Annotated in this window: 21 protein-coding genes; 1 reads left to right on the top strand and 20 read right to left on the bottom strand. The window is 61.3% G+C overall.

The genetic code is table 11. From position 1 onward, the window contains the following. Positions 1 to 35 precede the first annotated feature (35 nt). The gene (locus F6V25_RS01140; RefSeq protein WP_151126425.1) at positions 36 to 833 is read left to right on the top strand and encodes an NAD(+)--dinitrogen-reductase ADP-D-ribosyltransferase; all 798 of its coding nucleotides are present in this window, start codon (positions 36 to 38) and stop codon (positions 831 to 833) included. Between the two features lie 203 nt (positions 834 to 1,036). On the opposite strand, the gene F6V25_RS01135 is transcribed toward F6V25_RS01140, so the two are convergent. The 20 genes from F6V25_RS01135 to F6V25_RS01040 form a co-directional block, all read right to left on the bottom strand. After that, positions 1,037 to 1,267, bottom strand: coding sequence for a YgaP family membrane protein (locus tag F6V25_RS01135; RefSeq protein WP_151126422.1), 231 nt, complete (start codon positions 1,265 to 1,267; stop codon positions 1,037 to 1,039). Positions 1,268 to 1,343: 76 nt separating this feature from the next. Further along, positions 1,344 to 1,775, bottom strand: a complete 432-nt coding sequence (locus F6V25_RS01130) for a C-GCAxxG-C-C family protein (RefSeq protein WP_151126419.1) — start codon at positions 1,773 to 1,775, stop codon at positions 1,344 to 1,346. Positions 1,776 to 1,855: 80 nt separating this feature from the next. Further along, positions 1,856 to 5,074: an efflux RND transporter permease subunit gene (locus F6V25_RS01125; RefSeq protein WP_151126417.1), complete on the bottom strand. Its 3,219-nt coding sequence runs from the start codon at positions 5,072 to 5,074 to the stop codon at positions 1,856 to 1,858. Positions 5,075 to 5,077: 3 nt separating this feature from the next. Beyond that, complete coding sequence (locus F6V25_RS01120; protein ID WP_151126414.1) at positions 5,078 to 6,193, bottom strand: efflux RND transporter periplasmic adaptor subunit; 1,116 nt, start codon at positions 6,191 to 6,193, stop codon at positions 5,078 to 5,080. After that, positions 6,190 to 7,536: a TolC family protein gene (locus tag F6V25_RS01115; RefSeq protein WP_246166924.1), complete on the bottom strand. Its 1,347-nt coding sequence runs from the start codon at positions 7,534 to 7,536 to the stop codon at positions 6,190 to 6,192. Before F6V25_RS01115 ends, F6V25_RS01120 begins: the two co-directional genes overlap by 4 nt. A 184-nt stretch (positions 7,537 to 7,720) precedes the next feature. Continuing rightward, entirely contained in the window at positions 7,721 to 8,308 is a 588-nt protein-coding gene (gene pal, locus F6V25_RS01110) for a peptidoglycan-associated lipoprotein Pal (RefSeq protein WP_151126412.1), read from the bottom strand. 194 nt (positions 8,309 to 8,502) lie between these two features. Beyond that, positions 8,503 to 9,783: a Tol-Pal system beta propeller repeat protein TolB gene (gene tolB / locus F6V25_RS01105; protein ID WP_151126410.1), complete on the bottom strand. Its 1,281-nt coding sequence runs from the start codon at positions 9,781 to 9,783 to the stop codon at positions 8,503 to 8,505. A 10-nt stretch (positions 9,784 to 9,793) separates the two neighbouring features. Further along, on the bottom strand, positions 9,794 to 10,546 hold the full coding sequence (gene tolA / locus F6V25_RS01100; protein WP_191966039.1) for a cell envelope integrity protein TolA: 753 nt from the start codon (positions 10,544 to 10,546) through the stop codon (positions 9,794 to 9,796). 34 nt (positions 10,547 to 10,580) lie between these two features. Beyond that, complete coding sequence (gene tolR, locus F6V25_RS01095; protein WP_151126406.1) at positions 10,581 to 10,997, bottom strand: protein TolR; 417 nt, start codon at positions 10,995 to 10,997, stop codon at positions 10,581 to 10,583. A 3-nt stretch (positions 10,998 to 11,000) separates the two neighbouring features. Continuing rightward, complete coding sequence (gene tolQ, locus F6V25_RS01090; protein WP_151126404.1) at positions 11,001 to 11,672, bottom strand: protein TolQ; 672 nt, start codon at positions 11,670 to 11,672, stop codon at positions 11,001 to 11,003. Between the two features lie 81 nt (positions 11,673 to 11,753). Further along, positions 11,754 to 12,539, bottom strand: coding sequence for a TIGR00282 family metallophosphoesterase (locus F6V25_RS01085; protein WP_149307541.1), 786 nt, complete (start codon positions 12,537 to 12,539; stop codon positions 11,754 to 11,756). Between the two features lie 74 nt (positions 12,540 to 12,613). After that, on the bottom strand, positions 12,614 to 14,161 hold the full coding sequence (gene rny, locus F6V25_RS01080; RefSeq protein ID WP_476703886.1) for a ribonuclease Y: 1,548 nt from the start codon (positions 14,159 to 14,161) through the stop codon (positions 12,614 to 12,616). 104 nt (positions 14,162 to 14,265) lie between these two features. Continuing rightward, positions 14,266 to 14,859, bottom strand: a complete 594-nt coding sequence (locus F6V25_RS01075) for a 5-formyltetrahydrofolate cyclo-ligase (protein WP_151126401.1) — start codon at positions 14,857 to 14,859, stop codon at positions 14,266 to 14,268. 316 nt (positions 14,860 to 15,175) lie between these two features. After that, the gene (locus tag F6V25_RS01070) at positions 15,176 to 15,448 is read right to left on the bottom strand and encodes a cell division protein ZapA (protein ID WP_151126399.1); all 273 of its coding nucleotides are present in this window, start codon (positions 15,446 to 15,448) and stop codon (positions 15,176 to 15,178) included. A gap of 102 nt (positions 15,449 to 15,550) precedes the next feature. Further along, positions 15,551 to 15,727 carry a cell division protein ZapB gene (zapB, locus tag F6V25_RS01065; RefSeq protein ID WP_149307545.1) on the bottom strand — a complete coding sequence of 59 codons (177 nt, stop codon included), beginning with the start codon at positions 15,725 to 15,727 and terminating at the stop codon, positions 15,551 to 15,553. A 118-nt stretch (positions 15,728 to 15,845) separates the two neighbouring features. Beyond that, positions 15,846 to 16,916 (bottom strand): signal recognition particle-docking protein FtsY, encoded by a 1,071-nt coding sequence (gene ftsY, locus F6V25_RS01060; protein ID WP_151126396.1) that lies wholly within the window; start codon positions 16,914 to 16,916, stop codon positions 15,846 to 15,848. Then, complete coding sequence (locus tag F6V25_RS01055) at positions 16,916 to 17,272, bottom strand: roadblock/LC7 domain-containing protein (protein WP_149307547.1); 357 nt, start codon at positions 17,270 to 17,272, stop codon at positions 16,916 to 16,918. Before F6V25_RS01055 ends, ftsY begins: the two co-directional genes overlap by 1 nt. 119 nt (positions 17,273 to 17,391) lie before the next feature. Then, positions 17,392 to 20,922 carry a chromosome segregation protein SMC gene (gene smc / locus F6V25_RS01050; protein ID WP_151126393.1) on the bottom strand — a complete coding sequence of 1,177 codons (3,531 nt, stop codon included), beginning with the start codon at positions 20,920 to 20,922 and terminating at the stop codon, positions 17,392 to 17,394. A 303-nt stretch (positions 20,923 to 21,225) separates the two neighbouring features. Beyond that, positions 21,226 to 21,453 carry a hypothetical protein gene (locus tag F6V25_RS01045; RefSeq protein ID WP_149307549.1) on the bottom strand — a complete coding sequence of 76 codons (228 nt, stop codon included), beginning with the start codon at positions 21,451 to 21,453 and terminating at the stop codon, positions 21,226 to 21,228. Between the two features lie 363 nt (positions 21,454 to 21,816). Then, the gene (locus F6V25_RS01040; protein WP_149307550.1) at positions 21,817 to 22,278 is read right to left on the bottom strand and encodes a hypothetical protein; all 462 of its coding nucleotides are present in this window, start codon (positions 22,276 to 22,278) and stop codon (positions 21,817 to 21,819) included. Between the last annotated feature and the right edge of the window lie 16 nt (positions 22,279 to 22,294).

Here is a 22,294-nt window from a genome sequence, read left to right as displayed (position 1 = left end):
CGAGAGAGTAACCATTCACAACGAGGTGATAACCTGTGGAAAACGGTTCATTCAACTACTGCAACCTGCCGCCGTGGGTTATCGCCTCGCGCCACTTCAACGACAATCCCCAACCGCTGGAGATTCAGGGCGTCAAGGAGGGCAATCGTTTCCTGTTCGAGAAGCTGGCCTCCATATCCTCCCAGGAGGAGCGCGCCCTGATCTTCAACGACTTCATGTCGGTCAAGTTTCAGCTCCACAACTGGCAGGACCAGGCCACCGACACCGCCCGCAAAAGCATCAAGAACAGCTACCTGCGTTTCCTGCGCGGCTGGATGATGGATTCCAACTCCGTAGAGGGGGCGGTGCTCAAACGCTGGGTCGAGAGCCGCATGGGCATCACCCCCACCTTCCACCGCGCCAGGATTTCCGACATCCACAGCGAGGCATATTTCGATTTTTCGGTGGATGTCATGAAGGGGAGCGCCCGCACCAACGCCATCCAGTCCCAACTCGACCTGCTCTACGAATACTGCCAGTTCGAGCTGGTCCGCAAGTATCCGGCAGCCCTCACCATCCCCCTCTACCGGGGCACCTACGATGCCAATGAACACAGCGTGCTGGAGCAGATCGGCAAACGTGAGCAGATCGTCCGTCTGAACAACCTGGTCTCATTCACCTCGGACGAGGAGCGGGCCTGGGAGTTCGGCTCCACGGTGTGGCGGGTCGAGGTGCCGCTCAGCAAGATCTTCTTTTACAACGACCTGCTGCCCGGCAGCATCATGAAGGGGGAGGGAGAGTACCTGATCATCGGCGGCGAATACCGGGTCCGCCAGGTGATGTGCACCCTTTAACAAGCTATTGAAAAATCCAGGTTGTTCAAAAATAGTCAGATCGCCGCACCCGCAGAATGCCCCGCGGAGGCGTAGCAGCGCTACGCCGCACAATTCAGCTTGCTGAATTGGACCGCGAAGGCGCCCGAAGGGTGAGGCCAAAGGCCTCAGTCACAAAAGGGCTTTCGAGGACGGCGACGAGATGGCTGTTTTTCAACAACCTCTTAATCTCGCGGCGGGCAGGCCCCCTTGGGAAAGCGCGGCACCCCCATCTTCCCCAGGATCGTGAACAGGGGGCAGAACTGGGTAAAGCCGGACTGGAACAGGTTGAGGCCGACAAAGCCGGTGAACCAGAGCCAGTAGGGGGAATGGAAATGGGCCAGCAGCAACGAGACGATGATGAATGACCCGGCAATGATGCGGACCACCCGTTCGACGTAATATTCTTCTTTCATGTGCATTTCTCCTCTGTTTCTCTGCGACGGAACACTCACAAGCATTCCATCCTCCAGAAGCGCAAATTGCCCGCTTCTACCTTTTTGCCAACATCTCCGCTATCTTTCCCGCCACCTCCCCCGTCAATATCGGGCAGATACCCTTGTCGTTGGTGGCGCGGATGGTCTTGCAGCAGGTTACCCCATACTTTCCCTTGAACCAGGTATGCAGTTCGCGGGTAAGATGGCTGATCAGCTTCTTGTCTTCCTTCAACACCAGCCCCAGTCCCACGGTGGCGCCGGATACGGCGCCACACATACAGCCGGAGCCGGAGCCGCCGCCGAAACCGCTGGCCATCTGCACCACCTCCTCGGGCAGGTCGGGGCGGAAATGATTCCTGACCACCGCCAGCACCGCCTCGGCGCAATGATATTTCCCCGAGCGATACAGCGCCTCGGCCTCGCTCCGACATTGTTCGGACAGTTCCACCCCTCCCGGCGATGGTTGTGTGTTTTTCGACCAGAACATGAAATCCTCTCTCGTACGTTGGTATGCGGATGGACAGGATGCGGGCGTCGTGTGCCCCCTGCTCTGTCACCCCTGTGTCATCATGCCTCTTGTTGCTTCTTACCGTTATGCCGTTCCTTCCAGTTTTGCACCAAATAGTACAGGACCGGTATGGTCACCCGGGACAGGGTCGTGGAGGCGATCTCCCCACACATCATGGCGATGGCCAGTCCCTGGAAGATCGGATCGAAGACGATCACGAAGCTCCCCACCACCACGGCCGCGCCGGTCAGGAGCATGGGGCGGAAACGTACCGCGCCGGCCTCGATGATGGCCTCGTCCAAGGGCATCCCCTCCCGGCGCTTCATCTCGGCAAAGTCGATGAGGATGATGGAGTTGCGTACGATGATGCCGGCCAGGGCGATGAAGCCGATCATGGAGGTGGCGGTGAAGAACGCCCCGAACAGGGCGTGCCCCGGCAGGATGCCGATCAGGGTCAGGGGGATGGGGGCCATGATCACCAGGGGGGTGGTAAAGTCCTTGAACCAGGCCACCACCAGGATGTAGATCAGCACCATCACCGCGCCGAATGCCATGCCCAGGTCGCGGAAGACCTCGTAGGTGATGTGCCACTCGCCGTCCCACTTCATGCCCACGTGTTCCTCGCTCCACGGCTGCCGCGAGGCCAGCACCTCGATCTTTGCCCCGTCCGGCGTCGGCAGGGCGGCGATCTCGTCGCGCACCTTGAGGATGGCGTAGACCGGGGCCTCGATCTCGCCCGCCACGTCACCGATCACGTAGACCACATTCTTCAGGTTTTTGCGATACAGTGTCTTTTCCTCGGCCCCCGTGGTGGCCCGCACCAGTTGGGAGAGCGGTACGTTGCCCCTGGGCCCGGGGAGGGAGATCGACGCGAGGTCGGCCACAGAACTTCTCTGGGTGACCGGCAGGCGCAGGTTGATGGTGACCGGCTCCTTTTCCCGGGGCAGATGCAGCAACCCCACATCCTGCCCCCCCAGGGCGATCTTGAGCGTCCGCGCCACATCCTCCACCGGGATGCCGGCCAGGGCGGCCTTTTCCCGGTCAACGGCGAGGGTCACCTTCTGCTGGTCGTCCTCCCGATACCAGTCCACGTCAACCACCCCGGCGGTCCGGGCCAGGATCGCCTTGACCTTGGCGGCAACCCCCGCACGGCTGGCGTCGTCCGGGCCATAGACCTCGGCCACCAGGGTCGAGAGCACCGGCGGTCCGGGGGGAATCTCGGCCACCTTGACCCGCGCCCCGTACTTGTCGGCGACCGCCTTCAGCAGTGGCCGAATGCGCTTGGCAATGGCATGGGACTGGTCTTTGCGCTCGTCCTTGCGCAGCAGGTTGACCTGGATATCGGCCAGGTTCGGCCCACGGCGCAGGTAGTAGTGGCGTACCAGGCCGTTGAAGTTGAAGGGCGCGCTGGTGCCGATGTAGAGTTGGAAATCGCTGACCTCGGGCACGTTCCTCAGGGCATCCCCCATCTCGCGGGTAATGCGGGCGGTCTGCTCCAGCGGCGTCCCGTCCGGCGCATCGATGATCACCTGCAACTCGTTCTTATTGTCGAAGGGGAGCATCTTGACCGTAACGGCCTTGAACCAGATCAGCGAGCAGGAGAGCAACAGCAGGACCACCACCCCTGCCAGGAAACTGTAGCGCAGGGTGACGTTATGGATCAGGGCCCCCATGCCCTTGCGGTAAAAGGCGGTCAGCTTCGAATCCTCGGGCGCCTCGTTGGAACCGTAATGGGATTCCCCCTTCATAAAACGGTAGGCAAAGTAGGGGGTCACGATAAAGGCGATCAGCATGGAGAAGATCATGGCCATGCTGGCCCCCACCGGGATGGGACGCATGTACGGTCCCATCAGCCCGCCCACGAAGCCCATGGGCAGGATCGAAGCGATCACCGCGAAGGTGGCCAGCACCGTCGGATTTCCGATCTCGTCCACCGCGCGGACGGCGGCCTCCAACGGTTTGAGCACCGTGGTGGTGAAGTAACGGTGGATGTTCTCCACCACCACGATGGCGTCGTCCACCAGAATACCGATGGAGAAGATCAGGGCGAACAGGGTGATGCGATTGAGCGTGTAGCCGATCAGGTAGAAGATCAGCATGGTCAGGGCCAGGGTGACCGGAATGGCGATGGCGGCCACCGCTCCGGCCCGCCACCCCATGAACACTGCGATCAGGATCGTGACCGAAAGCGCCGCCAGGAACATGTGGAACAGGAGTTCATTATTCTTCTCCTTGGCGGTCTCGCCGTAATTGCGGGTGACGGTGACCTGCACATCCGCGGGGATCACTTTCCCCTTGAGGGCCTCGACCTTTTTCAGCAGGTCCTCGGCCACCCAGGTCGCGTTGGCGCCCTTGCGCTTGGCGATGGAGATGGTCACCGCGGCGTAATCCTGGTTCGGGTCGCCGGTCAGGCCTTTGGCATGGGCCCCCGGCCCCATGCCCATAAAGACATACGTATCCGGCACCCTTGTCCCATCGGTGACCTGGGCCACGTCGGCCAGATACACCGGTTTGCCGTTGTACACCCCCACCACAAGGCGCTTGACCGCATCGCTGCTCTCCAGGAAATTGCCGGTTTCCACCAGCATCTCCCGGTTGCCGCTGGTGAAGGAACCGGAGGCCAGCGCAGCGTTGCCCTTTTGCAGGGCCGCCGCCACCTGGAGGGGCGAGAGGCCATAACCGGCCAGTCGCGGGGCATCCAGGGTCACCCGCACCTGGCGTGTCAATCCGCCCTTGATCTCCGTTTCGGCGGCATTGTCGCCCTTCCTCAGATCATCGCAGATCTCCCGGGCCAGGGTACGGAGGGTGGCGTGGTCATAACGCTGGGACCAGAGGGTCAGGGCCATGATGGGGACATCGTCGATGGATTTCGGCACCACCAGCGGCTCCCCCGCTCCCGGCGGGAGGATGCCGTGGTTGCTCATGACCTTGTTGTAGAGCTTGACCAGCGAATCCTCCATGGGTTGCCCCACCAGGAAGCGCACCGTAATGATCCCCATGCCGGGTCGGCTCATGGAGTAGAGGTATTCGACCCCCTTGATCTCCCAGAGCTTGCCTTCGAAGGGCTTCACCACCCGCTCCTGCACCTCCTGGGGTGATGAGCCGGGGAGGGGGAGGTAGATATCCACCATCGGCACGACGATCTGGGGCTCTTCCTCCCGTGGGGTCATCTTGACCGCAAAGACGCCCAGAAGGAGCGAGGCGGCAACGATCAGCGGCGTCAGCTTGGAGTCGATGAAGGCGTGGGCTATTTTTCCGGCAAAGCCGAGACGTTCCATGGTCTATTCCACCTTCGCGCCTTCGCGGACCTTCTCCGCGCCCGAAACCACCACCCGCTCGCCAGCGGAAAGGCCGGAGAGGATCTCCACCTTGCCGCCAACGCTCTTACCGGCCTTCACCAGCCGCATGCGGGCAATATTAGTCTGATCCACCACCCAGACCGAGGTCAGCGCCCCGCGCTCCACGACAGCATGCTCCGGCAGCAGGATGCCGTTGACAGTGATTCCCAGGCTGATGGAGGCGCGCCCGAACATACCCGATGTCACCCCTTTCTGGTCCAGGGGCACCTTAGCGATGAACGTGCGGCTCTGGGGATCTGATGAAGGGACGATCTCGGCAATCCTGGCGCTGAGGGTTACCTTCAGGGCATCCAGCGTAACCTGAACCGGCGTCTGGACCTTGGCCCTGGTTGCCAACGATTCCGGCAAGGCCAGCTCAAGCTGGTAACTCCCTTCGCTGTCGATGGTCATCAACGGCTGGGCCGGGAAAACCGTGGACCCCAGGTCAACCTGCTTGACAGTGACGACCCCGGAGATCGGGGCAACTATCGTTGCGTAATCGGCCATGCGGGAGGCGGCCCGCGCTTCTTCCCTGGCTTGCCGGTAACGGGCCTGGGCCCGGGCGACCCCCTGGGCGGCCACCTCCTGTTCGGTCTGTTTGGTGTCGAACTCCTGGCGGGTGATGGCCTGCTCCTTATAGAGGTGCTGATAGCGGTCGAACGTCACGTCGGCCAGCCGCTTGCGGGCCTGAGCTTCATCCAGCGCGCGCTGTGCCTCGTCACTACCCGCCACGGCAGCGGCTCCGGTCGCCCCGGTTTCCAGGGCATCAAGGCGGGCCAGAAGCTGTCCCTTCCTGACCCGGTCCCCTTCCCGCACCTTCAGTACGATGACGGTGCCGGGGATACGGGCAGAAACCACGGCGCTGGTGCGCGCCTTTACGGTGCCGACCACCTCCATGAGGTCCGGCACGGCAACGGCCTTCACCGTTTCCACCTGAACGCCCTTGACGACCGGTGCCGGCGCACTTACCCCATGCCCGGCCTCCGGCCCTTTCCCGCCGCAACCGGCGAGGATCGCCGCCAACAGGCTCACGGCGAGCAGATACGAAAACCTCGTCATTTCATAATCTCCTTCAGGAATGTCCCGGCCGCATGATAGACCCCCCCACCGGCCAGGGCATAATTGGCCTCGCTTTCCGCCAGGTTTGAGCGGACCTGATTGAGGGCGTTCTGGGCATCCAGCAACTCAACCATGGTCGCAAGGGAATTTTCGAAACGCCGTGTCAGCAGGCGCACCGTCTCTTCGGCATCCCGCAGGGCATTGCGGGCCACCTCAAGCCGCTTGCCCATCTCCTCCCTCCGCAGACGGCTTTCCTGCACCTGGAGGGCGATATCCCTGCTTGCCTGTTCAAGTTGCTCGGCCGTTGCCGACCGTTCGGCAACGGCCCGGTCCCGGTCGCGATAGCGGCGAAACCCGTCGAAGAGTTGCCACTTGAGGCTCACCCCGGCCGCCCAGGCGTCGTTGTCGGTCCCCAACGGGACATCCCTGGCATTCATCTGGTACGAAGCAAAAGCGCCCACTTCGGGCAGGTAGGCGCTGCGGGCCAGCTTGAGGGCCGCCTCGGATTTCCCCAGTTCGGCACGGTACTGTTGCAGTTCTTTCCTGTTCTCCCGGGCTACGGCCGCCAGGTCGTCGGAGGTGAGGATCGGGACAAAGGCTGGCGCCGATTCCGCGATGTCCAGTTCCTGTCCGCTTTTGAGGCCAACCACATCGGCCAGATGCAGCTTTGCCAGCTCCAGGTCGTTGCGGGCGCTGATAAGCCGCTGCTCCACGGTGGAGAGGTGCGTCCTGGCGCGAAGTTCGTCGGAAAGCAGCCCAACCCCCGCATCACGGCGCACCCCTGCCAGCCTCAGATTTTCGCGCGCATCTCCGATCGCCTGGTCGGCGGCCCTGAGTTGGGCAACCGCTTTCTGCACCTCCAGATAGCGCCTGAAAACCAGGAAAGCGGTATCCTGCCGGGCAGCCTCCACTCCCAGGTCCTGCTTCTCGGACTCCCGGGCGGCCATCTCCCTGGCCGGAGCGATGGAGGGACGGTATAACGGCTGATTGACCGTCAGGGCAGTTCTGAAGTCATGGGAGGCGGAGGGGTGATTAAGATTATTGGTAAGAAAGTCGTTCTGGGTGAAGCGTGCCTCGTCAAGCTTCATCATGAAGGCCTGGGTAGGGGCATTGGAGGCGGTAAGGGCCTCCTCGAAGGTGAGGGAGGGGTAGTAGTACGATTCCGCGATGGCAACCCCCTGGCGCGCCGCGGCGGCATGGTGGCCGGCGGCCCTGATGAGATGGTTATTCTCCAGGGCTGTGCCGATGGCCTCCTTCAGGGTCAGGCGCTGAACCGCGGGTGCAGCGCTTGCCTGCCCCGCCATCACCGCAATCAGCATGAGAATAATGAATGCCTGTTTCACCGCTTAGCTCCCTGAAATAGATTAATATATGAAAAACAATATATATTATCTTTCGGAATGTCAAGGGAAACGTCTCAGCAAACTCCTGTCTCGATGTGCAGGGCAGCCCGAAAATGAATACGCCGGGATGCGGTCAGCATTCCGGCGTATATCATCTCGGCCGCATATGAAGTATGGGACGTACTTATTGCACGATAACGAATTCATCCCTTCTGTTCTTGGCCCAAGCGGCCTCATCGTGGCCGTCAACCGCCGGTTTTTCCTTGCCGTAGCTGATGATGGAAAGGCGGTCGGCGGCAACCCCCAGGGTGGTCAGGTAGTGCAGAGCCGACTTTGCACGGCGCTCACCCAGGGCCAGGTTGTATTCGGCCGAACCGCGTTCATCGCAATGGCCGGCGATCTGAACCTTGATGCCGGGCTTGTTTTTCAGCAGGATATCGGCGTTTTTGCTGAGCACGTCACGGGCATCCTGGCGCAGGTCTGATTTGTCGAAATCAAAATAGACGCTTTCAAAAGCGGTTTCCGCAGCCGGGGCGGCGGCAACAGGGGCTTCAGCCGGCTTGATCGGTTCGGCCGCCGGCGTCGCCTGCTCTGGCTGAGCCTGTTTGGTCGGAGCGGGTGCGACTTCCGGTCTGGCAACTTCCGGGGCCTTTGGCTGCTCGGCCTTGACAACCGGTTCCTCACTCTTGACGACTTCCTTGTTTGCGCAACCGCTGGCCAGCAAAGCCGCTAGACTAAGCGCTGCCAGCACTACCATGGTTCCTCGTTTCATAACAATTCTCCTTGGTCTTGGGTTTAATATGATCTGCTGCCTGACTATCAAAGTGTCAACGAATTATACAACAGACAAAAAGATTTGCAATTGCCAATAGGGAATAATTTCAGACCTGTTGGGGAAGCGTATCCCCGGCGTATGGCCGGTTACGTCGTCGCAGAACGGCCACACAACGGTTCTTCAGTAACCTGTCAGCGGACCGACCAGGCCGGCTGGCTCCCATTTCCCTTGCCCTGGCTGACCCTGATCTGGCCGCTGCCGTCGGCCCGCATCACATAGATCCCATCGGGGCCGCCCCTTTTCGAGCTAAATGCAATGAAACGCCCGTCCGGCGACCACGCGGGATTTTCGTTGCTCCCCGTAGTGGTAAGCTGGGTGTCGCCGCTGCCATCGGCATTGATGACATAGATATGGAATGCCCCGCCATGCATGCGGGCATAAGCGATCTTGTCACCCTTGGGCGACCAGCGGGGATTGACGTTATACCCACCGGCGGTGGTCAGCCGACGCACATTGCCGCCATTGGCGTCCATCACGAAAATCTGCGGCTTGCCCAACCGGTCGGAGACAAAGGCGATACGTTTGCCGTCCGGCGACCAGACCGGCGAGACCTCGATGGCAGGGTTGACGGTCAGGCGCACCGGGTTGCTGCCGTCCCTGGCGATGGTGTAGATTTCCGCGTTGCCGTCCTTGCTGAGGGCTAGAGCGATCTTCGTGCCGTCCGGCGACCAGGCGCCGGTGATGTTGAGCCCTTTGCGTTTGGACAGGGGAATTTCGACCGTGCTCGACAGGGCGCGCTTATACAGGTCGGGATTGCCCCGTTTGTATGAGGTGAAAACGATCTCCCGCCCGTCGGGCGAGAAGTCGGGGTTAAGGTTGATGGAGCCGTTTCTGGTCAGCGGCAGCAGGTTGTGCCCGTCCCAATCCATGACGGCAACCTCTTTGTTGCCGGACTGGGTCGAGATAAAGGCGATATGGGTCGTAAAGGGGCCGCGTTCGCCGGTCATCTGCAGCAGCACCTCGTCACAGAAGGAGTGGGCGAACCGGCGCAAATCCCTGTTCTTCCCCAGGTAACGCTTGGCGATCATCATCTTGTTGTTGAGGGCGTCGTACAGGCGGAACTCCACCGTAAGATTGTCGCCGCTGATGCTGTATTCGCCGCGCACCAGCATATCGAACCCCGCAGCCAGCCACGGGGCGAAATCGGTCGCCCCGAACATGAGGCCGCCGGCAAGCGGCAACGGCTCCCTGATCTCGGCATTTGCCAGACCCGACATGTTCATGTCGAAGGCGATCACGCTGGCCATCTCCTTGGCGGCGCTCGCACTCGACGCGGCGTTTTGCGCGTGGGGTATTTCGACCGCAAGCTTGAGTTGGCGATTGCCCGGCGCCGTTACCTCGACATAACCGGGCTGGGCATGGAGGGCGGTCGGCAGGACAAACAGCAGCATCAGGGTTAAAAGCAGTTTCATGCGGACCTCGTTACAGCTTGTTGCGGGAAATGCCTTTGGGTTTGAAGACAAACGTCCCCTCAAAGACCTTGTGGTTGGGGGGCGGCACGAGTTTATCGCCGGCCTTTTCCACCGCCCGCAGCACCGACAGTTCAAACGTCCGGTCGCCGCTGCTCTTTTCGATCTTCTGGCGGGTCACCTTGCCGTCGGCATCGATATATAAGTGGACAACGACCTCGGGATTTTTGCTGGTATAGGAGATGGTCTGATAGAAGGCGTCCTTCAGACGCGACTGGACATAGGCAGTGTAATCACTGCCGGCCTCGCTGCCGCTGCCGGCCGGCATCCCGGTCCTGCCGCTCCCGGTCGTCTTGACTTTTTTGCGGAGCCGCTCCAGGGCGGCCTCCTGTTGCTGGGACTCGGCCTTGCTCTCAAGCTTTGCCATCTTTTCGGCAAAGGCCGCATCGCTGGAGGTATCCGCCTTTTCGGTTTTCTCGGCCTTTTGGGCTTTTCCGGTCGGTGCGGTGCGCGCCTTAGTGCTCGGTTGCGGGGGGGACGGCATGCTCAACGGGGATTCGTGGGTTTGGGGCGGGGGTGGGGCTTCGGCATCGTTCCCCTTCTGGGTCGGACTGCCGGCCCGGGGGTTGGCTACCGGCAGATTGACCACATCGACATAATAGGTTTCCTGAACGGTTGCGGTGGTCGGGAAAAGTTGCCCCCACCACAGCAGCAACAAAAAAACCGCCAGATGAATGACGGCGGAGATACTGAAGCTAACGCCCATGCCAGCGTCATGTGTGTCCTGCGTTGTGATCATCTTATTTCGGAGACGGCTCCGTCACCATGCCAAGCCGTTCTATGCCGGCCCCTTTGATATCGGCCATGATCCTGACAACCTCGCCATAGGGAACGCCGGCATCGGCCTTGAGAAAGACCTCTTTCTTGGTTCGCGATTCAAACATGGCGGTCAGCTTGGAGCGCAATTCCCCCGCAGGGGTTTCCTCTTTGTTGATAAAGACCTTGTTGTTCTTATCGACGGTGACCACCACCGTTTCCTCCGCCGGGTTCATGGCCTTGGTGTCGGCCTTGGGGAGGTTGACCTGCACCCCCTGCTGCATCATCGGCGCCGTCACCATGAAGATGACCAGGAGCACCAGCATGACATCGACCAGCGGGGTGACGTTAATCTCCGCCATCGTATTCCTGTTGCTATTTTGTCCGCCGCCCATTGCCATCGGTTATTTCCCTGCAACGTTTCGTTGCACGATATTGAGGAACTCGGTGGAGAAACTGTCCATCTCGTTGATCAGCACCCGAATCTTGTGCTGGAAATGGTTGTAGGCCATGACGGCCGGGATGGCGGCCACCAGGCCGATGGCGGTGGCGATCAGCGCCTCGGCGATGCCGGGGGCGACGACGGCCAGCGAAGCGGAGCCGGTCTTGCCGATCCCCTCGAAAGCGGTCATGATGCCCCACACCGTCCCGAACAGGCCGATAAACGGCGATGTGGAGCCGGTGGTTGCCAGGAAGGTGGTATATTTTTCGAGGCGGGTGATCTCCGAGTTGGTGGCGCGGCGCAGGGCGCGGGAGACGTTTTCGATCCCTCCCAGGTCGGTGCTGAGGATGCTGGGGTCGGCCTTGCCGCTTCCCTCGACGAATTTGCCCAACTCGCCGTACCCCTCGTTGAACAGCACCGTCAGCGGCGAACCGGTGAAACGGTCCACCTGGGAGGCGATGGCGTCAAAACGTTTGGATTTCCAGAAAAAGTCCATGAAGCGTTCCGAATCGCTGTTGGCCTTGTAGATCTGGAAGAACTTGAACATGATGATGGTCCACGACAGGACCGAGAAGGCGATGAGAATAAACAGGACAATCCTGACAACGAGACCGGTACCGACTAAAATGCCCACGGGGAGCACCTCCGAGTAAATATGTTCGCCTAAAAACTAGCCCGTTCACGGGATCAAGTCAAGCCAAAATCATCAAAGCACTCAACAACCCATGGTAATGCGCTCAATGCTGAGCGCCTTGCCGTTTTCCGGGTCAACCCCGACCAGTACCCCATTCAGGCGGATATCCTTTTTGGGAATCTCAAATTTTACCGGCAGTTGGGTGAGAAACTTGCGGATGGCCTCTTCCTTGCCGATGCCGATCACGGAATCAAAGCTTCCGGTCATGCCGGCGTCGGTCAGGTAGGCCGTCCCCTGGGGGAGGATACGCTCGTCGGCGGTCTGCACGTGGGTGTGGGTGCCGACAACGGCGCTGACCCGGCCGTCGAGATACCACCCCAGGGCCGACTTCTCGGACGTTGCCTCGGCATGGAAATCAACGAAGATGAGCGGCGTTTCCTTCCTCAGCAGTTCGATCTCCCGATCCGCGACGCGGAAGGGGCATTCCAGGTTCTTCATGTAGACCCGCCCCTCCAGGTTGAGCACCCCAACCTTGACGCCACCCGGGGTGGTGACGACGACGCTGCCGGTACCCGGCACCTCCGTGCCATAGTTGGCTGGACGGAGAATGCGGCGGTCGGCCAGCACGAGCGGAACCTGTTCCCTCTTGTCCCAGATATGGTTGCCGCTGGTCAGACAGTGTACACCCGTGTCGAACAGCTCCTTGGCCGTTTCGGTGGTCAGGCCGAAACCGCCGGCCGCGTTTTCGCCGTTGGCGATGATCAGGTCCACCGCGTGCCGGTCAACCAAACGGTGCAGTTCGCGGGAAAGGGCCTGACGCCCCGGCTTGCCGATGATGTCGCCGATGAAGAGGATTTTGATGCTCATTGAGTGCTTTCTCTACGCCCCCCTCCCATGGGGAGGGGGGGATGCGGGGATATGAGGGGGCTGGCGCCAGCGGATCAGCGGGCGAACTCGACGGCTCGCGTCTCGCGGATCACGTTCACCTTGATCTGCCCCGGATAGGTCATCTCGGCCTCGATCTTCTTGGCAATGTCCCGGGCCATGATCAGCGATTGTTCGTCGCTGACCTGTTCGCTGGACACCATCACGCGAATCTCCCGGCCAGCCTGAATGGCGAAGGAGGAGCTTACGCCGCTGAAGGAGGTGGCAATGCGCTCCAGGTCTTCCAGACGCTTGACATAGGTTTCCATCATCTCGCGCCGGGCCCCGGGGCGTGCGCCGGAGAGGGCGTCGGCCGCCTGGACCAGCACCGCCAGCACGGTGGAGGGTTTTTCGTCCTCGTGGTGGGCCATGATGGCATGCACGATCTTCGGGGATTCACCGTACTTCCTGGCCAACTCGGCCCCGATCACGGCGTGTGACCCTTCCACCTCGTGGTCAACCGCCTTGCCCAGGTCGTGCAACAGGCCGGCGCGCTTGGCCTGTTTGACGTTGATCCCCAGTTCGGCCGCCATGATGCCGCACAGGAACGCCACCTCCAGCGAATGCTGGTAGACGTTTTGGGTGTAGGAGGTGCGGTATTTGAGACGCCCTATCAGCTTGAGCACCTCGGGATGGATGCCGTGGACCCCCAGGTCGAAGGCCGCCTGCTCGCCCGCTTCCTTGATGGAGAGATCGACCTCTTCGGTGGACTTGGCCACCACCTCTTCGATACGGCCGGGATGGATGCGGCCGTCGCCGATCAGCTTCTCCAGGGAGAGACGGGCCACCTCGCGACGAACCGGGTTGAAACCGGACAGGATGACCGCTTCGGGGGTGTCGTCGATAATCAGATCGATGCCGGTAGCCGCCTCCAGGGCACGGATGTTGCGCCCCTCGCGCCCGATGATACGGCCCTTCATCTCATCGGAGGGGAGCGGCACCACCGATACCGTCCGCTCCGCCACGTATTCGCCGGCATACCGCTGAATGGCCAGAGCCATGATCTCCTTGGCCTTCTTGTCGGCAGTCTCCCGGGCTTCCTCTTCGATAACCTTGATGAGCTTGGCCGCATCGTGTTTGGCTTCGCTCTCCATGGCGTTCATCAGTTCCTTTTTGGCCTCGCCGGCCGTCATGCCCGAAATCTGCTCGAGTTTGGCCATCTGGGCGCCGACCGCCTTTTTCAGTTCGTCTTCGCGCTCGGCAAGGGCCTGCTCCTTGGCGGAATGAACCTGCTCTTTTTTCAGGATATCCAGTTCTTTCTGGTCAAAAAGGGCAACCTTCTTGTCCAGATTTTCTTCCTTTTGCAGCAAACGCTTTTCGAGATTCTGGAGCTCACGCTTCTTCTCCCGCATCTCGCGTTCGTACTCTTCCTTGGCCTCGATGGCCGCGTTCTTTGATTTGAGCTCGGCCTCCTTGGTGATGGTCTCGGCCTCGCGCCGGGCATCCTCGATGACCTTGTTCGCGAGGTCATCCGCCTGACGGACGATGGCGTCCGCATCCTTCTTGCTGAACCTGCTGCCGGCGAAATACGCCCCGGCGGCCACCGCCAGGATGGTGACAACCATCCAGATACTCACTTCCATATCAATAACCTCCTCTATCAGGCCGTTGAAGCGTTGCCGCGGGGTCGTATCCCACTCTCCCCGCTCCGGTCGCACCAGCCTGTTTTTTAATCCGGACCACCGAGATGGCTCCGGTTACTTCCGCAGCGGACAACCCGCCGATCGCTGACGATAATCTCCATTCGTATATCGTGCCCTTCTGCCGGGATTGCCCCACCGACAATCTGAAAATCATGGCACAGTCCCACCAAGTGGGCCGTGCGTCCCGGATGTCGCAGGAAGCGGTCGTAAAACCCCTTGCCGTAGCCGATACGATGCCCGTTCAGGTCAAAGGCCACTCCCGGCACCACGATCAGGTCCGGCTCATCGGCGTGGTGATCGACGCCCGTGGGACACGGTTCAAGAATGCCGAAACTCCCCTGTTCGAGACTAGCCAACCCCTCTACCTGACGGAACACCATGTGTTCCCCGCAGACGGCCGGGTACAACACCCGCTTCCCGGCCCTGAAGGCGGCTGCCACGATCTCGGTGGTATCGGCTTCGTTACGCGCCGGGGAGTAGAGGGCAATACACTTTGCTCCGGCGTACTCTTCGAGGCTGAGCAGGTTTTGCTGGGCCAGCAGACTGGAGGCATGCCACGCTTCCTGGCTGAGCGCCAGACGCTGGGCCAACATCTGCTGCCGTAATGACCGCTTGGGCATACTATCGATTCCACCAAATTCGTTAAAAAAACAGACAAGTAGAGAGTGCCCAGAGGAAGAGGGTCCTGGGAAGGTCGATCAGGGAGGGTGAAAGGGGGAATGGCTCGTGAGTGCCGCAGAATTTGGTTGGGCGCTGTTTTTTCCTCGGGAGCGATTCCTTCCTTTCGTCGTTGAATATATTCTGCGGGTGTCAGGTTATCAGCAGGCGGGGACCGGCGTCGCCGCACCTACCGGAACTGATTGTGATGCTGGTGCGAATATATGATCAAGTCTCCCTTACGAGACCTTGTACGTGCAGCCGGATGTTCCGAGCTCATCACGCTTTTTCCAACTTTTCTAGCAACCGGTGCAGCGAGGCATCGATCGGGCCGCCCAGCTCTGTGGAACTGCGCAGTTCCAGCAACTCTTCACTGATGTTGAGCAGCGCCAGCATGAGCACCAACTGGGCATCGCCGTTCTTGAGGGCACTGCCGATTTCGTGCAGCCTGGCATTGACAAACGATTCCACCGCCTGGACCTTTTCGGCGGGAGCCGAACTCCTGACCGAAAGCTCCCGGCCAAGCACCGTCACCAGATGGGTCGTCTTCATAGGGGCTCACCGGCACCTGTCGCGTTTACCGGTATCCCGGCACACCTGCCGCACCTGTCGGCAGAGACGGTCCGGTATCGGCGCAGCCGCCTTCCCGGCAATTCAAATCCCTTCGAGCTTGCCAAGAATGGCATCGACACGCGACTTGAGGCCTTCGCGCTCCGACAGGAGGCGCCCGTTTTCCTCAGCCAGCCGGGCATTGTCGGCTTTCAGGCTTGAATACTTGTCAAGCAGGTCATCGACCTTCTTTTCCAGCGCTGTAAACAGTTCCTGATCCATGGTGCAAGCTCCCTTTCGCGACAGATCACTATACCCAGGGGGTGCAGTGAAGTCAAGCCCTAATTGCGTGAAATCTCGGGCTTCTCCGGCCCTTCGGCGTTGTTTGGCGGCGGGTTTGTCAGGCCTGGAAGAGGGCATCCGTGAACTCCTGCGGATTAAAGTCGCGCAGGTCGTCAATCGCCTCCCCAACACCGATATAGCGGACCGGCAGACCGAATTCATGGCTGACCGCCACCACGATCCCTCCCTTGGCGGTGCCGTCCAGCTTGGTCAGGGCGATACCGGTGACCCCGGCCGCCTCCTTGAAAAGCCGTGCCTGGGAGACGGCGTTCTGGCCCGTGGCTGCATCCAGCACCAAGAGCGTCTCATGGGGGGCGCCGGGGATCTCGCGGCCGATGACACGGTGGATCTTCTTCATCTCCTCCATCAGGTTGACCTTGGTATGCAGCCGGCCGGCCGTATCGACGATCAGGATATCCACCTGCCGGGCCACGGCAGCCTTGCAGGCGTCGAAGACCACCGCGGACGGGTCGGCCCCCTCCTTGTGGCGGACGACATCCACGCCGGAACGTTCCCCCCAGGCCTCGAGCTGCTCGGCAGCCGCGGCGCGGAAGGTATCGGCGGCAGCGAGGAGCACCCGTTTCCCGTTGCCGGTGAAACGGGAGGCCAGTTTGCCGATGGTGGTGGTCTTGCCGACCCCGTTCACGCCGATGACCAGCAGCACAAAGGGGTGTCGGGTATCGGTGTCGAGCACGCTATGGTGGGCGTTCAGACGCGCCAGGATATCAGCCTTGAGAGCCGCACGCAGCGCCGCGCCGTCCTTGAGTTCGTTGCGTCCCAGGCGTTGCTCCAGGGAGCGGATCAACTCCACCGTGGTCTTGACGCCGATGTCCGAGGTGATCAGAATCTCTTCCAACTCCTCCAGGGTGTCGGCATCGATCTCCTTTTTTCCCAGCACCAGGGCGTCGATGCGTCCCACCAGCCCATCCTTGGTCTTTTTCAGGCCGTTTTTGAGGCGCGAGAAAAAACCGGGCCCGCTATCCGGGCGTTCTTCCGCCCCGGCCGACGGAGTTGCCGGCGGCTCCCCGGCCGTCGGTGACGGTTCGATATCATTCGTCTGCGGTTGCCCGGCCCCGGCGATTTTATCCACCAACCCCCGGAAAAAACCCTTCTTTTCCTGCTGCTCCATCAGATCTCCTTCTTGAGCCGCGTCACGGCAGCACGAAAATGATGCAACGCCAAGGCCACCGGGCAGGCGCGGTCGACATCCATCACCAGGGAATAATCGTCGTCGATGCAGCCGATGATCAGGTGGCGCTCGCTGGCGGTCACCACCACATCCTCAATGGCCCCCACCTGCTCACTCCCCTGCATCTCCTTCAACCGGGCCAGGATAATCCCCTTGTGGGCGCCGATGAAGCGCATCTCATAAGGATCGCAGAGACACCACTCCTGTACCGCCTCACCCTCCCAATCCACAAGAATGGCTCCCACTGCCCGGGGGGTCTCCTCGACCAGCGTTTTCAGAATACGTTGAAACGGCATTATCATATCCTCACGACAAAATACCAGCACCCGCACGGGGCATAAAAACAAATGTCATGCCGTCTTGCCGGATCGGGGGGCCACGGCGAGCCTCAACTTCCTTCTTCCCGGCACCACCTTCAGTGCAGCCTGACCGACACGATCCGCGACGCCCCCGGCTCTTCCATGGTGATGCCGTAAAGGGTGTCGGCCACCTGCATGGTGGCCTTGTTGTGGGTGATGATGATGAACTGGGAAACGGCGCTCATCTCCCGCACCATGTCGTTGAAACGGCCGATATTGGCATCATCCAGAGGCGCGTCCACCTCATCCAACAGACAGAAGGGCGTCGGTTTGATCAGGAAGATGGAGAAGATCAGCGCCACCGCCGTCAACGCCTTCTCCCCCCCCGAGAGGAGGGTCACATTCTGGAGCTTCTTGCCCGGCGGCTGCACGATGATATCGATGCCGGTCTCCAGAAGGTCTTCCTCGTTGGTCAGGCGCAACTCGGCCCGCCCCCCGCAGAACAGGCGCGGAAAGACCTCCTGAAACGTGGCGTTGACCTGGTTGTAGGTCTCCAGAAAGCGCTGCCGGGTGGTGCGGTTGATACGCTGGATGGCCTGCTGGAGGCTGCGCAGCGACTCTTCCAGATCGTTTTTCTGGGATGACAGGAAGTTGAAGCGTTCCTCCATGCCGGCGCACTCCTCGATGGCCAGGAGGTTTACCTCGCCCATGTCGTCCAGGAGGCGCTGCAACTCGACTTGGCGCGCCCGGCGGGCCGCCTCGTCGAATTCCACCCCTTCCAGCCGCGCCAGGACCTCGGCCATGCTGGTGCGACTATTTTCTTGCACGGAACGTTCCAAATGTTCGGCCTGCATCGTCAATGTGGAAAAACGCAGGTTCAGATCCGCCTGGAGTTGACGGACCGCGTCGCTCTCCTCACGGGCCTTTTTGGTCCGGGCTTCGGCCTCGGCCAGGGCCGCGGCGGCCTCTTCGCTGGCGGAGCGCACGCCGGCCAGCAGGCTCTCCGCTTCGGCCTGACGGCGGACGAGCCCTTCCAGGCGCTCGGCTTCCGTGGCAATGGCACTCTCCAGACGCACCCGCTCGCCGCCACCCGTCTCCAGTTCCAGCCGGTCGGCGGCCAGGCGCCGGGTGAGTTCCTCCACCTGGCGTTCCAGGTCGGCGATGTCGCGCAGGTGGGCCTCATGCTGTTCCTTGAGGGTGGCCGTCTGTACCCGGATGGCGGTGACCCGCTCCCGGGCAACGGCCAGATCCTTCCGGCGGGCCTCCAGTTCTTCCTTCAGGCGTCCCACCTCCTGCTCAAGCTCCCGGGAGACGTCGTCGGTCTCCCCCAAACGGGCCTGGGACTGCTTCAGTTCGGCCTCCAGCCCTTCCCGTTCCTCGTCCAGGGTTGCCGTCTCCAGGGCCTGCAGGGCCAGGCGTTCCTCGATCCGGGCGATCTCGTCGGCCGTCTGCTGGCGGTCCTTGGCTAGGCCGGTCCGCTTCAACTCGGCCTGGTGCAGCTGGCTCCCGGTGACCTTCAACTCCTCCGCCACCTCCAGGGAGCGGTGCCGCAGTTCGTCACGTTCCTTGGCCAGGGATTCGGTTTCCCGCTCCAACCCGGCCACCGTCTCTTCCAACTCCTTGATTTCGCGCTTCTTATGGATGATCCCTTTTTGTACCTGTTCGGCGGAGCCGCCGGTCACAATCCCGCCCAATGCCGCCATATCGCCATCAGGAGTGACAAAAATGAGCTCAGGATGCTGCCGGGCCAACCGAATGGCCTCGGCGATCCCGTCCACCAGCAGGACATTGGCCAGCATGAACCGGATCAGGCCACCGAACGGCCCGTTGACCGCCACCCGGTCGGACAGCGCCGTAGCACCCGGCACAGCAGGGACAGTTCCCGCCCTCGGCTCCAGGGGGAGAGCGATACCGGCCCGCCCGCCGTTGTTCCCCTTGAGAAACCGCAGGGCCGCCAGGGCGTCGCCATCATCCGCACAGAGTATGCACTGGAGCCGGTCCGCCAGGACCGCTTCCACCGCCGCCTCAAGCTCGGGCGGGGCCTCGACGGCATCGGCCACGACCCCGCTGAAACGGGAACGCAGCCCCTCGTCCTTCATGAGCTTGCGCACTCCCTGGCCGTAACCGGCAAACTGGTTTTCCAACTCCCGCAGGGAGTGGAGACGAGACGAACTGCGGTTCAGTTCATCCCGCCGGGACTGCCATTTTTTTTCCACCTCGGGCAGACGCTGCCGCAACTCGGCCTCCCGTCCGCGCAGGGCGTTTAACTCCACCTGGAGTTGTTCCTGCTCCAACTGCGCCTCGGCCACCTGGGCATCCAGCGCACCGGCGCGCTGGCCGGCCAGTTCCAGGCGTTCCCTGAGTTGCAACTCTTCACGGCGGTGCCGCTCGAACCGTTCCGCCAGACCGGCCAAGCGCTTCTGGGCCGTTTCGTAACGGAATTTGTGTTGGGACGATTCGGCCAAGGCCGCGAACAGCTCCTTGCGCCGGGCCTCCTGCCTGCGGTTGAGCTCCTCCTCGGCCTGCTGGTGCCCGGCCAACGCCTCCTCGGCCCGTTGCAACTCGGCCTGCATGGCGGCGGTATCGGTCGTGGAGCTGTCCCGGCGCAATTGCAGCAATCCCCGGCGCTCGGAACACTCGGTCAGACGCTTCTCCCGTTCCCCGGCCTCGCCTCCAAGTCGCTCCAGCCTCCCCTCCAGGGCGGCCAGTTCCTTGCGCTGGAACATCACGCCGTTCTCGGCGGCGCTGAACTCGCTCCTGACCCGGAAGATATCCTCCTGGGTCGCGGCTAGGCGCTTTTCCGCCTCCACCAGCCGGAGCCGGGCCTCTTCCACCTGGGATTCCCCCAGGGCAGCCCCGGCAAACGCCCCGCGGATACGCTCGTTGAGTGCCGCCAGCTCCCGTTCGGCCTCGCCGCGCCGGGCCTGGGTGTCACGGTATTCGCGCCCCACGAAGAGCAGTTCGATCTCCCGCAGTTCGTCCCGGTACGCGCGGAAATTCTCGGCCTTTTTCGCCTGGCGCTGCAACGAGGCCAACTGCCGCCGGATCTCCCCCAGCACGTCGTTCAGGCGGGAGAGGTTCTGGCGGGTCCCCTCGATCTTCTTCAAGGCCAGATTTTTGCGTGACTTGAACTTGGTGACCCCGGCGGCTTCCTCGATCAGGAAGCGCCGTTCCTCCGGGCGGGAATGGAGGATCATGCCGATCTTGCCCTGTTCGATGATCGAATAGGCGCGGGTGCCGACGCCGGTATCCATGAACAGTTCGGTGATATCCAGCAGGCGACAGGGGGTCTTGTTGATCAGGTAATCGCTCTCACCGTCCCGGTAGAGGCGGCGGGTAAGCTGAATCTCGGCATAATCCAGGTATTTGGCCGGCGCCCGGCCGTCCTCGGTGGAGAAGACCAGCGAAACCTCGGCCACCCCCAACTGCTTGCGGGTCTCGCTGCCGGCAAAGATCACGTCTTCCATGGCCTTGCCGCGCAGGTTCTTGGCCGACTGTTCACCCATGCACCAGCGGATGGCGTCCACGATATTGGACTTGCCGCAGCCGTTGGGGCCGACCACGCCGGTCACCGCCTGCTGGAAGTCCAGCACCACCTTGTCGGCGAAGGACTTAAAGCCTGATATTTCGAGACGTTTTATTTTCATAGGGGTGGCTACTTTATCAGAGGGGAGGAAACTCTGTCCAGAGGGATGTTCCAATGGCGCCCCAGGAGGGACGTTACAGCCGCTGTCTCTTACTGCGCATCCAGGCGCCCCCGAATGTTCGGAGACCATTCTCGGCCAGATCCTGAATCTCGCCCTAGGGATGTTCGATCGCCTACTGTAGGCAACTTTATCGGTTTGTCAACACGAGAAGCACGGGGCCCGGATGAGGGCAAAAAAAAGGGGCCGCGCTTCGCGGCCCCTTCACCTGAGGTCCTGTTGCATGTTTACCTCCTCATTTTTGTGCTAGGCCTTGTGTTCCGCCGTTTTTGCTTCGCCCTTGGCCACGTCCTTCACGCCTTTCGCCATGCCGAACATGAGCAGGATGGCCGGCATGAGCTGTGCCGCGACGATCAGTGCACAGAAGCCGAGAAAGATCCAGACGAAGAGCCCGCTGTCATCGACACGCGGAGTGGTGGCTGCAAATGCGGTTGCGGGTGCGATGGTTCCGATAATGGTAGCTAACGTTTTCATGGCGTCCTCCTTTTATTTTGTGATCCGTTACGCTCTTGACCTTTATTTAGCATCGTGCGTGCCAAAACACTCGCCGGGAGAAAACCAGTCTTATAACATAGCGTCATGACTTGATTTAATAATTTTACAGCGAGGGTGCGGCCGAGATGGGGGGGGTGACACGCGCCGGGAGGTGTATTGCAACGCCATACACCCGTAGAGGGGTAAAAAAACGACAATCCCGCTACGGGTGGGGCTTTGAAGGCTTTGCGCCGGATCAAAGGAGGTGTATATAATTATACGCAAAATTGAGGGGATAGATCACGGGAACCATACCGGTCCGTGACCGGCATTACGCCAGAGGCCCGATTCTCCCAAGCCCCATCAGGATGCAGCACCATCCTCCATGACCACCGGCAGTTCATACCCGGTCAGACGGTAGAGGTTGTGCCAGGCGGTGGCACAGCGGCCGCAGGTATGCCACTGTTCCAATTCCCCTTTCGCCGAGGTGATGTGGCCGGGGTTGATGTCCCGGGAGCCGCACTTGGGGCAGCGTTCTCCATGCTGTTTGACAAACACCTCCTGGGGCACGAACTCCGGCTTAATGGTCCCCTGGATGGCCTTGTAGACCGTGGAGGTGGTGGCAACGCCGGAGATGCAGGCGTCGGCTTCCGATGCGCTGGCATCGGCGATCAGTATCTCGGGCGGTGTGCTGTCCCGGTACACCAGGCTGCAGGTGTACCCCCGGGAGGTGCGCTCGATCTTCAGGCCAAAGGCGGTGTCCTTGAGCGGCCCCAGGTTCAGGTCGGTGCAGCGGGCCTTGAGTTGCTTTTCCGTGACTTTCATTGTTTCCTCGTACGCT

Source organism: Oryzomonas japonica (assembly GCF_008802365.1).
Taxonomy (GTDB): Bacteria; Desulfobacterota; Desulfuromonadia; order Geobacterales; family Pseudopelobacteraceae; genus Oryzomonas; species Oryzomonas japonica.
The sequence above is the reverse complement of the archived record's forward strand: the minus strand, read 5'-3'. Positions and strand labels throughout refer to the sequence as shown.